This is a genomic window from Streptomyces sp. NPDC059443 (assembly GCF_042750105.1).
GTDB lineage: Bacteria > Actinomycetota > Actinomycetes > Streptomycetales > Streptomycetaceae > Streptomyces.
On the sequence record NZ_JBHYVM010000065.1, the window covers coordinates 1 to 11,143 of the forward strand.

The 11,143-nt window shown below is 70.7% G+C and carries 9 protein-coding genes; 1 reads left to right on the plus strand and 8 read right to left on the minus strand.

Annotated elements, in window-relative coordinates; all coding sequences use genetic code 11:
- Positions 1 to 247: 247 nt before the first annotated feature.
- From pyrF to pyrR, 8 genes are all read right to left on the minus strand, one after another.
- Positions 248 to 1,093, minus strand: coding sequence for an orotidine-5'-phosphate decarboxylase (gene pyrF, locus ACFXDJ_RS35570; protein ID WP_384660681.1), 846 nt, complete (start codon positions 1,091 to 1,093; stop codon positions 248 to 250).
- Positions 1,090 to 2,199, minus strand: a complete 1,110-nt coding sequence (locus tag ACFXDJ_RS35575) for a quinone-dependent dihydroorotate dehydrogenase (protein WP_384660701.1) — start codon at positions 2,197 to 2,199, stop codon at positions 1,090 to 1,092. Before ACFXDJ_RS35575 ends, pyrF begins: the two co-directional genes overlap by 4 nt.
- A gap of 115 nt (positions 2,200 to 2,314) precedes the next feature.
- Entirely contained in the window at positions 2,315 to 5,623 is a 3,309-nt protein-coding gene (gene carB, locus ACFXDJ_RS35580) for a carbamoyl-phosphate synthase large subunit (protein WP_384660683.1), read from the minus strand.
- The gene (gene carA, locus ACFXDJ_RS35585) at positions 5,616 to 6,758 is read right to left on the minus strand and encodes a glutamine-hydrolyzing carbamoyl-phosphate synthase small subunit (RefSeq protein WP_384851274.1); all 1,143 of its coding nucleotides are present in this window, start codon (positions 6,756 to 6,758) and stop codon (positions 5,616 to 5,618) included. The genes carB and carA overlap by 8 nt, the downstream gene beginning before the upstream one ends.
- Positions 6,755 to 7,354 (minus strand): hypothetical protein, encoded by a 600-nt coding sequence (locus ACFXDJ_RS35590; protein WP_384660689.1) that lies wholly within the window; start codon positions 7,352 to 7,354, stop codon positions 6,755 to 6,757. Before ACFXDJ_RS35590 ends, carA begins: the two co-directional genes overlap by 4 nt.
- A complete protein-coding gene (locus ACFXDJ_RS35595; protein WP_384851276.1) occupies positions 7,351 to 8,637 on the minus strand; it encodes a dihydroorotase in 1,287 nt (428 codons plus the stop codon). Before ACFXDJ_RS35595 ends, ACFXDJ_RS35590 begins: the two co-directional genes overlap by 4 nt.
- A 2-nt stretch (positions 8,638 to 8,639) precedes the next feature.
- Positions 8,640 to 9,629 carry an aspartate carbamoyltransferase catalytic subunit gene (locus tag ACFXDJ_RS35600; RefSeq protein WP_384660695.1) on the minus strand — a complete coding sequence of 330 codons (990 nt, stop codon included), beginning with the start codon at positions 9,627 to 9,629 and terminating at the stop codon, positions 8,640 to 8,642.
- A 127-nt stretch (positions 9,630 to 9,756) separates the two neighbouring features.
- Entirely contained in the window at positions 9,757 to 10,347 is a 591-nt protein-coding gene (gene pyrR / locus ACFXDJ_RS35605; RefSeq protein ID WP_384660698.1) for a bifunctional pyr operon transcriptional regulator/uracil phosphoribosyltransferase PyrR, read from the minus strand.
- A gap of 233 nt (positions 10,348 to 10,580) precedes the next feature.
- On the opposite strand from pyrR, the gene bldD reads away from it, so the two are divergent.
- On the plus strand, positions 10,581 to 11,081 hold the full coding sequence (bldD, locus tag ACFXDJ_RS35610) for a transcriptional regulator BldD (RefSeq protein WP_069929708.1): 501 nt from the start codon (positions 10,581 to 10,583) through the stop codon (positions 11,079 to 11,081).
- The last annotated feature ends 62 nt before the right edge of the window (positions 11,082 to 11,143 follow it).

Here is an 11,143-nt window from a genome sequence, read left to right on the forward strand (position 1 = left end):
TTCCACCGTTCCCTGGGCTCCGCCCAGACCCGCGCCTCACCCGCCGGCGAGGCTGGATGTATCCAGCCCCTCCGGCGTTTGAGGAGCAGGGGTCCGGGGGCTGGCCCCCGGCGACGGCGCCGCACGGGCAGGCCGGCGCCGGCCAAATCCAGCCCCGCCGGCGTTTGAGGCGCGGGGGTCCGGGGGCTGGCCCCCGGGGACGGCGACGGTCCGGGGCCCAGGCTCCGCAGGGACCGGCTTCGGGCGGTTACGCCACGGCCGCGCGGATTTCCTCCGCGAAGGCGTGCGCGGAAGCGCGCAGCGCACCGGCGTCGGGGCCGTGCTTCAGGACGCCCCGGGACACGTTCGGGACGACATTGCGGACGGCCGCGCCGAAGACCGCCGGGAGGTCCGCCGCGGTCGCGCCCTGCGCGCCGATGCCGGGGGCCAGCAGCGGCCCGTTGATGTCCAGGTCGAAGGAGGACAGGTCCCCGAGGGTCGCGCCGACGACCGCTCCGAAGGAGCCCATCGGCGAGGCCCCCGCGTTCTCCGCCGCCAGATGCGCCAGCATCGTCGCGCCGATCGACCGGCCGTCCGCCCGCACCGCCCGCTGGACCTCCGCACCCTCCGGGTTCGAGGTCAGGGCCAGGACGAACAGGCCGGCGCCCGAGGCCCGCGCCAGCTCCACCGCCGGGGCGAGGGAGCCGTAGCCCAGGTACGGGGAGACCGTCAGCGCGTCCGAGAACAGCGGCGAGGACGGGGAGAGGAAGGTCTCGGCGTAGGCGGCCATCGTCGAGCCGATGTCACCGCGCTTCGCGTCCATGACCACCAGCGTGCCCGCCGACCGGGCGTCCGCGACCGTCTGCTCCAGGACCGCGATGCCCTTGGAGCCGAACCGCTCGAAGAAGGCCGCCTGCGGCTTGAAGACGGCCACCGAGTCGGCCAGCGCCTCGACCACCGTGCGGGAGAACTTCTCCAGGCCCGCGATGTCGTCGTTCAGGCCCCAGGACGCCAGCAGCGCCGCGTGCGGGTCGATGCCCACGCACAGCGGGCCACGGGTGTCCATCGCCTCGCGCAGGCGCGTACCGAACGGAATCACAGGGGCAGAGGTCACAGCGCGGCCTTTCGGGTTTCGGCGCCCACCGCTTCGGCGAGCGTCGCGTACGGGCTGGCGGCCAGGCGCGCGGCCAGGCCCTTGTGGATGGCGCGGGCGTAGAAGGGACCCTCGTAGATGAACGCGCTGTAGCCCTGGATCAGGCTCGCGCCCGCCAGGATCCGCTGCCAGGCGTCCTCGGCGTTCTCGATGCCGCCGACGCCCACGAGCACCAGGCGGTCGCCGACGCGCGCGTACAGCCGGCGCAGGACCTCCAGCGAGCGCTCCTTGACCGGGGCGCCGGACAGTCCGCCCGTCTCCTTGATCAGGGACGGGGAGGACTTCAGGCCCAGGCCCTCGCGGGCGATGGTGGTGTTGGTGGCGATGATTCCGTCCAGACCCAGTTCCAGGGCCAGGTCGGCGACCGCGTCCACGTCCTCGTCCGCCAGGTCCGGGGCGATCTTGACCAGCAGCGGGACCCGTCGGTCGGTCACCACGCGGTCCGCGGCCTCGCGTACGGCGCTGAGCAGCGGGCGCAGGGACTCCGTGGCCTGGAGGTTGCGCAGGCCCGGGGTGTTCGGGGAGGAGACGTTGACGACCAGGTAGTCGGCGTGGCGGGCGAGGCGCTCGGTGGAGGCGACGTAGTCCGCCACCGCCTCCTCCTCCGGGACGACCTTCGTCTTGCCGATGTTGACGCCGACGACGGTCTTGAAGACCGGGTTGCGGGCGGCCAGGCGCTCGGCGACGGCCGCCGAGCCCTCGTTGTTGAAGCCCATCCGGTTGATCAGCGCGCGGTCCGGGACCAGCCGGAACAGCCGCTTCTTCGGGTTGCCGGGCTGGGGCTCGGCCGTGACCGTGCCGATCTCGATGTGGTCGAAGCCGAGCATCGACATCCCGTCGATGGCGACGGCGTTCTTGTCGAAGCCGGCCGCGAGCCCGAAGGGGCCGTGCATGCGCAGGCCCAGGGCCTCGGTGCGCAGGGCCTCGTAGCGCGGGGCCAGGGAGGCGGCCACGAAGGTGCGGAGCACCGGCGTACGGGCGGCGAGGCGGATCCAGCGGAAGGCCATGTAGTGGGCCTGCTCCGGGTCCATGCGCTTGAAGACCAGGTTGAAGAAGAGTTTGTACATCGTGGAGGAGTTCCCTTGTGCGCTCATGAAGAGGGGGACGACCGTCGCGCATCGCGCTTGACGGTGTCCCCCTCCCCTCTACGGGCCGTACGGGCTGATCGGTACTGCCGCGGAGCTAGTCGCGGGCCGCGATCAGGTGCTCCGCGTGCTCCTGGAGCGAGCGGACGCCCACGTCTCCGCGGTTGAGCGCGTCGATGCCCTGGACGGCCGCGGCGAGCGCCTGGACCGTGGTGAGGCACGGGACGCCCCGCGCCACGGCGGCGGTGCGGATCTCGTAGCCGTCGAGGCGGCCGCCGGTGCCGTACGGGGTGTTGACGATCAGGTCGACCTGGCCGTCGTGGATGAGCTGGACGACGGTCTTCTCGCCGTTCGGGCCCTCGCCCTCGCTGAGCTTGCGCACGACGGTGGCGTTGATGCCGTTGCGGCGCAGCACCTCCGCGGTGCCCGAGGTCGCCATCAGCTCGAAGCCGTGGGCGACGAGCTCGCGCGCCGGGAAGATCATCGAGCGCTTGTCGCGGTTGGCCACCGAGATGAAGCAGCGGCCCTTGGTGGGCAGCGGGCCGTAGGCGCCGGCCTGCGACTTGGCGTACGCCGTGCCGAAGACGGAGTCGATGCCCATGACCTCGCCGGTGGAGCGCATCTCCGGGCCGAGGACCGTGTCGACGCCGCGGCCGTGGATGTCGCGGAAGCGCGACCACGGCATGACGGCCTCCTTGACGGAGATCGGCGCGTCGAGCGGCAGGGTGCCGCCGTCGCCGTTCTTCGGGAGCATGCCCTCTTCGCGCAGCTCGGCGATGGTGGTGCCGAGCGAGATGCGGGCGGCGGCCTTCGCGAGCGGGACCGCGGTGGCCTTCGAGGTGAAGGGGACGGTCCGGGAGGCGCGCGGGTTCGCCTCCAGGACGTAGAGGATGTCACCCGCCATCGCGAACTGGATGTTGATCAGGCCGCGGACGCCGACGCCCTTGGCGATCGCCTCGGTGGAGGCGCGCAGGCGCTTGATGTCGTAGCCGCCCAGCGTGATCGGGGGCAGGGCGCAGGCCGAGTCGCCGGAGTGGATGCCGGCTTCCTCGATGTGCTCCATGACGCCGCCGAGGTAGAGCTCGGTGCCGTCGTAGAGGGCGTCGACGTCGATCTCGATGGCGTCGTCGAGGAAGCGGTCGACCAGCACGGGGCGGGTCGGGGAGATCTCGGTGGATTCGGCGATGTACGAGGACAGCCGGTCCTCGTCGTAGACGATCTCCATGCCGCGGCCGCCGAGCACGTACGAGGGGCGTACGAGGACGGGGTAGCCGATCTCGTCGGCGATGGCCTTGGCGCCGGCGAAGGTGGTGGCGGTGCCGTGCTTGGGGGCGGGCAGGCCGGCGTCGGCGAGGACCTGGCCGAAGGCGCCGCGGTCCTCGGCGGCGTGGATGGCCTCCGGCGGGGTGCCGACGACGGGGACGCCGTTGTCCTTGAGCGCCTGGGCGAGACCCAGGGGGGTCTGGCCGCCGAGCTGGACGATGACACCGGCGATGGGGCCGGCCAGCGACTCGGCGTGGACGATCTCCAGCACGTCTTCGAGCGTCAGCGGCTCGAAGTACAGGCGGTCGGAGGTGTCGTAGTCCGTGGAGACGGTCTCCGGGTTGCAGTTGACCATCACGGTCTCGTAGCCGGCGTCGCTGAGCGCGAAGGAGGCGTGGACGCAGGAGTAGTCGAACTCGATGCCCTGGCCGATGCGGTTCGGGCCGGAGCCCAGGATGATGACCGCGGGCTTCTCGCGCGGGGCGACCTCGGACTCCTCGTCGTACGAGGAGTAGAAGTACGGGGTCTTCGCGGCGAACTCGGCGGCGCAGGTGTCGACCGTCTTGTAGACCGGGCGCACGCCGAGCGCGTGGCGGACCTCGCGGACGACGTCCTCGCGCAGGCCGCGGATCTCGGCGATCTGGGCGTCGGAGAAGCCGTGGCGCTTGGCCTCGGCGAGCAGCTCGGGGTGGAGCTTGTCGGCGGCGGCCAGCTCGTCCGCGATCTCCTTGATGAGGAAGAGCTGGTCGACGAACCAGGGGTCGATCTTCGTGGACTCGAAGACCTCTTCCTGGGTGGCGCCGGCGCGGATGGCCTGCATGACGGTGTTGATGCGGCCGTCGGTCGGGCGGACCGCGGTGGCCAGGAGCTCCGCCTTGTCGCCGACCGGGCCGACGAAGGTGAACTGCGAGCCCTTCTTCTCCAGGGAGCGCAGGGCCTTCTGGAGGGCCTCGGTGAAGTTGCGGCCGATGGCCATGGCCTCGCCCACCGACTTCATGGTGGTGGTGAGGGTGGCGTCGGCGAGCGGGAACTTCTCGAACGCGAAGCGCGGGGCCTTGACGACGACGTAGTCGAGGGACGGCTCGAAGGAGGCCGGGGTCTTCTCGGTGATGTCGTTGGGGACCTCGTCGAGCGTGTAGCCGATGGCCAGCTTGGCGGCGATCTTGGCGATCGGGAAGCCGGTGGCCTTCGACGCGAGCGCCGAGGACCGCGAGACGCGCGGGTTCATCTCGATGACGATGATCCGGCCGTCGACCGGGTCGATCGCGAACTGGATGTTGCAGCCGCCGGTGTCGACGCCGACCTCGCGGATGATCGCGATGCCGATGTCGCGCAGCCGCTGGTACTCGCGGTCGGTGAGCGTCATCGCCGGGGCGACGGTGATGGAGTCGCCGGTGTGGACGCCCATCGGGTCGAAGTTCTCGATGGAGCAGACGACGACGACGTTGTCCTTGGTGTCGCGCATCAGCTCCAGCTCGTACTCCTTCCAGCCGAGGATGGACTCCTCCAGGAGCACCTCGGTGGTCGGGGAGAGCATGAGGCCCTGGCCGGCGATGCGGCGCAGCTCTTCCTCGTCGTGGGCGAAGCCGGAGCCGGCGCCGCCCATGGTGAAGGAGGGGCGGACGACGACGGGGTAGCCGCCGAGGGTGTCGACGCCCGCGATGATGTCGTCCATCGTGTGGCAGATGACCGAGCGGGCGGACTCGCCGTAGCCGATCTTCGCCTTGACGGCCTCGACGACGCCCTTGAAGAGCTCGCGGTCCTCGCCCTTGTTGATGGCCTCGACGTTGGCGCCGATCAGCTCGACGCCGTACTTCTCCAGCACACCCTGCTCGTGCATGGAGATGGCGGTGTTGAGCGCGGTCTGGCCGCCCAGGGTCGGGAGCAGCGCGTCGGGGCGCTCCTTCGCGATGATCTTCTCGACGAACTCGGGGGTGATCGGCTCGACGTACGTGGCGTCGGCGATCTCCGGGTCGGTCATGATCGTGGCGGGGTTGGAGTTCACCAGGATGACCCGCAGGCCCTCGGCCTTGAGGATCCGGCAGGCCTGGGTTCCGGAGTAGTCGAACTCGGCGGCCTGGCCGATGACGATCGGGCCGGAGCCGATGACCAGGACGGACTGGATATCGGTGCGCTTAGGCACGCTCGGCCTCCATCAGATTTACGAAGCGGTCGAAGAGGTACGCGGCGTCGTGCGGGCCGGCAGCCGCCTCGGGGTGGTACTGGACGGAGAAGGCCGGCTGGTCGAGCAGCTGGAGGCCTTCCACGACGTTGTCGTTCAGGCAGACGTGGGAGACCTCGGCGCGCCCGTAGGCGGTGTCCGAGACCTTGTCGAGGGGCGCGTCCACGGCGAAGCCGTGGTTGTGCGCGGTGATCTCGACCTTGCCGGTGGTGCGGTCCTGCACCGGCTGGTTGATGCCGCGGTGGCCGTACTTCAGCTTGTAGGTGCCGAAGCCGAGCGCGCGGCCCAGGATCTGGTTGCCGAAGCAGATGCCGAAGAGCGGGGTCTTGCGGGCGAGGACGCCCTGCATGACGGAGACCGCGTGGTCGGCGGTGGCCGGGTCGCCCGGGCCGTTGGAGAAGAACACGCCGTCCGGGTTCACCGCGTAGATGTCCTCGGCGGTGGCGGTGGCGGGCAGGACGTGGACCTCGATGCCGCGCTCGGCCATCCGGTGCGGGGTCATGCCCTTGATGCCGAGGTCCACGGCGGCCACGGTGAACTTCTTCTCACCGATGGCGGGGACGACGTACGTCTCCTTGGTGGCGACCTCGGCGGAGAGGTTCGCGCCCTTCATCTGCGGGGCTTCCTGGACACGGGCGAGCAGCGCCGCGTCATCGGCGATCGAGGCGCCGGAGAAGATGCCGACGCGCATGGCGCCGCGCTCGCGCAGGTGGCGGGTCAGCGCCCGGGTGTCGATGCCGGAGATCCCGACGACGCCCTGCTTGACGAGCTCCTCGTCCAGCGAGCGCTGCGAGCGCCAGTTCGAGGGGACCCGTGCGGGGTCGCGTACGACGTACCCGGCGACCCAGATGCGGGAGGACTCGGGGTCCTCGTCGTTGACGCCGGTGTTGCCCACGTGCGGGGCGGTCATCACGACGACCTGCCGGTGGTACGACGGGTCGGTGAGGGTCTCCTGGTAGCCGGTCATGCCGGTGGAGAACACGGCCTCGCCGAAGGTCTCCCCCACAGCGCCGTAGGCGCGGCCGCGGAAGATGCGGCCGTCCTCCAGGACGAGTACGGCGGGAGCTTTGGCTGCTCCCCTGGTGGAGGTCGTCATCGTTCGGCGCCTTCCGTCGTGGTGAGTGAGTGGTTCGTGTTCGTCAAGTTCATCGCGTTGACCGCCTCGACCCAGGCGGCGTGTTCCGCCGCGCGGTCGGAGCGGAATCCGGAGTCGATCAGCCTGTCGCCGTGCGCCCATGTGACGACGAGGAGACCGCCCTCGGTGAGTACCTTGCCCGCGATTCCCTTGTCGAGGCGGGCGCCGCGCAGTTGCGCGGCCGGTACGAAGAAGTCGGTGGCACCCGGACGGACCACGTCGAGCCCCGCGTCGGTGAGCGTGAGCTCCACCCGGCTGCGGATGCCCAGGCCGTGGGCGACGATCCGGTCGAGCCATTGCCCCGCGGTGGTGGACCCGTGGTACCGGCCGGTCAGGGCCAGCCGGTGCTCGGGGAGACCGCCGGGGGCGGCGGGCAGCTCCGGCAGATCGCTCTGCAGGGTGCCGCGCCATTTCCAGCCCTGCCGCATCAGCCAGTACACGAACGCGATGAAGACGAGCAGACCGATCACCCACGCGATGCGGGCGCCCCAGTCCGTCACCTCCGCCGACTGCCGTTCGGCTGCCTCGGCGGCCAGTTGGATTACTGCAGGTGTCACGCCAGCGTCCCGTCCACGACCGTTGCCCGGCCCCGCAGGAAGGTGTGAGTGACGCGCCCCGGCAGCTCACGGCCCTCGTAAGGCGTGTTGCGGCTGCGGGAGGCGAAGTGTGCGGGGTCCACGACACCACGGTACGAGGTATCGACCAAGGTCAGGTTCGCGGGTTCACCTGCCGAGACGGGGCGTCCGTGGTTCGGGAGGCCGCCGATGCGCGCCGGAGCGAAGGACATCCGCTCGGCGACGCCCGCCCAGTCGAGCAGTCCGGTCTCCACCATCGTCTGCTGGACGACGGCGAGCGCGGTCTCCAGGCCCACCATGCCCATGGCGGCGGCGGCCCACTCGCAGTCCTTGTCCTCGTGCGGGTGCGGGGCGTGGTCGGTGGCGACGATGTCGATCGTGCCGTCGGCGAGCGCCTCGCGCAGGGCCAGCACGTCGCGCTCGGTGCGCAGCGGCGGGTTGACCTTGTAGACCGGGTTGTACGAGCGGACGAGCTCGTCGGTGAGGAGCAGGTGGTGCGGGGTGACCTCGGCGGTGACGTCGATGCCGCGGGACTTGGCCCAGCGGACGATTTCGACGGAGCCGGCGGTGGAGAGGTGGCAGATGTGCACGCGGGAACCGACGTGCTCGGCGAGGAGCACGTCACGGGCGATGATCGACTCCTCGGCGACGGCCGGCCAGCCGCCCAGACCCAGCTCGGCGGAGACGATGCCCTCGTTCATCTGGGCGCCCTCGGTGAGGCGGGGCTCCTGGGCGTGCTGGGCGACGACTCCGCCGAAGGCCTTCACGTACTCCAGGGCGCGGCGCATGATCACGGCGTCGTCCACGCACTTGCCGTCGTCGGAGAAGACGGTGACGCGGGCGGCGGACTCGTGCATGGCGCCCAGCTCGGAGAGCTGCTTGCCCTCCAGGCCGACGGTGACGGCGCCGATGGGCTGCACGTCGCAGTAGCCGGATTCCTTGCCCAGGCGCCACACCTGCTCGACGACGCCGGCGGTGTCGGCGACGGGGAAGGTGTTGGCCATCGCGAAGACGGCGGTGTAGCCGCCGGAGGCGGCGGCGCGGGTGCCGGTGAGGACGGTCTCGGAGTCCTCGCGGCCGGGCTCGCGCAGGTGGGTGTGGAGGTCGACGAGGCCCGGGAGGAGGACCTTGCCCCCGGCCTCGATGACGGTCGCGTCGCCGGCTTCCAGGTTCTCGCCCACGGCGGCGACGGTCTCGCCCTCGATCAGGACGTCCTGGACGTCGCCACCGAGTACCTTCGCCCCACGGATAAGGATCTTGCTCATGGTTACTTGGTCTCCTCGGTGCGGGGCGTGCTCGTGGTGGTGACGGCGGGCTCGGAGCCTCCGAGCAGCAGGTACAGGACGGCCATGCGGATCGAGACCCCGTTGGCGACCTGCTCGACGACCGTGCAGCGGTCGGAGTCGGCGACCTCGGCGGTGATCTCCATGCCGCGGACCATCGGGCCGGGGTGCATGACGATGGCGTGCTCGGGCATCCGCGCCATGCGGGCGCCGTCCAGGCCGTAGCGGCGGGAGTACTCGCGCTCGGTCGGGAAGAAGGCCGCGTTCATCCGCTCGCGCTGCACCCGCAGCATCATGACGGCGTCGGACTTCGGCAGCACCGCGTCCAGGCTGTACGAGATCTCGCACGGCCAGGCCTCGACCCCGACGGGCACGAGGGTGGGCGGGGCGACCAGGGTGACCTCGGCGCCGAGGGTGTGCAGCAGCTGGACGTTGGAGCGGGCGACCCGGCTGTGCAGGACGTCGCCGACGATGGTGATCCGCCGGCCGTTCAGGTCCTTGCCGAGCCCCGCGTCCTTGCCGACCAGGCGGCGGCGCATGGTGAAGGCGTCGAGCAGCGCCTGGGTGGGGTGCTCGTGGGTGCCGTCACCGGCGTTGATCACCGGGGCGTCGATCCAGCCGGAGTTCGCGAGCCGGTAGGGGGCGCCGGAGGCGTGGTGGCGGATGACGACCGCGTCGACGCCCATGGCCTCAAGGGTCTGGGCGGTGTCCTTGAGGGACTCGCCCTTGGAGACGCTGGAGCCCTTGGCCGCGAAGTTGATGACGTCGGCGGAGAGCCGCTTCTCGGCGGCTTCGAAGGAGATCCGGGTGCGGGTGGAGTCCTCGAAGAACAGGTTGCAGATGGTGCGGCCGCGCAGGGTGGGCAGCTTCTTTATCGGCCGGTCCGCGACGCGGGCCATCTCCTCGGCGGTGTCGAGGATGAGGACGGCGTCGTCGCGCGTGAGGTCGGCGGCCGAGATGAGGTGGCGCTTCATCCGGGTACTCCGTACGTCGGTGTGGTCAGAGCGGTGGGGAGGGCAGACGGGCGGGCCGGCTGACGGACTGGTGTGCGGGCAGGGCAGGCCCGGGAGCGGACCCTCCGGGGGCCCGCACTCGTAGGGGCTACTGCCCGCCCGCTGCCCGGGCGGTCCGCTGGCCGAGCAGTACGGCGTCGCGGCCGTCCTCCTCCTGGAGCTGGACCGACACGTTCTCCCGCAGCGACGTGGGGAGGTTCTTGCCGACGTAGTCGGCGCGGATCGGCAGTTCGCGGTGGCCGCGGTCGACGAGGACCGCGAGCTGCACGGCGCGGGGGCGGCCGAGGTCGCCGAGGGCGTCGAGGGCGGCGCGGATGGTGCGGCCGGAGAACAGGACGTCGTCGACGAGGACGACCAGGCGTCCGTCGATGTCGTCGCCGGGGATCTCGGTGCGGCCGATCGCACGGGCCGGCTTCATCCGCAGGTCGTCGCGGTACATGGTGATGTCGAGGGAACCGACCGGGATCTTGGCACCGGTGATCTCTTCGAGCTTGGCCGCCAGCCTGCGGGCCAGGTACACGCCGCGGGTGGGAATGCCGAGGAGCACCACGTCGTCGGCGCCCTTGGCGCGTTCGACGATCTCGTGGGCGATGCGGGTCAGGACCCGTGCGATGTCCTGTGCGTCGAGAACGGGACGCATGACACCGGTATCGGGATCAGGATCGTGCTGAGTGTCCATGAAAAGGACCTCCTTCTCCGCCTCACGGGACGGACCTTAAAGGACGTCTGATGTACGCGTCCCACGGTACCAGGGGGATTCCCGCGAACTCGCATCGGGGCAGCCCAGGACCCCTCTTAAGTGGGCGTTGGTGACCATTCGGCTTGACGCATCCAAGTAACGCTGCGTAACCTCACAGTGAGTTACCAGCCGCGCGGCGGAGCCGCACTCTTGTCACAGCGTCCGGGAGCGTTATGTCCAGCGAATACGCCAAACAGCTCGGGGCCAAGCTCCGCGCCATCCGCACCCAGCAGGGCCTTTCCCTCCACGGTGTCGAGGAGAAGTCCCAGGGCCGTTGGAAGGCCGTGGTGGTCGGTTCTTACGAGCGCGGAGACCGCGCCGTGACCGTCCAGCGCCTTGCCGAGCTGGCGGACTTCTACGGGGTGCCGGTGCAGGAGCTGCTGCCGGGCACGACCCCCGGCGGAGCGGCCGAGCCGCCGCCGAAGCTGCGCCTCGACCTGGAGCGCCTGGCCCACGTACCCGCGGAGAAGGCCGGCCCGCTCCAGCGTTACGCGGCGACCATCCAGAGCCAGCGCGGGGACTACAACGGCAAGGTGCTCTCGATCCGCCAGGACGACCTGCGCACCCTCGCCGTCATCTACGACCAGTCCCCCTCGGTCCTGACCGAACAGCTGATCAGCTGGGGCGTGCTGGACGCGGACGCGCGTCGCGCGGTGGCGCACGAGGACATCTAGTCCGCGGCAGTACCGGGCCCTGGCCCAGCAGAAACGTTACCGGCGGGTGCCGGGTGCCGAGA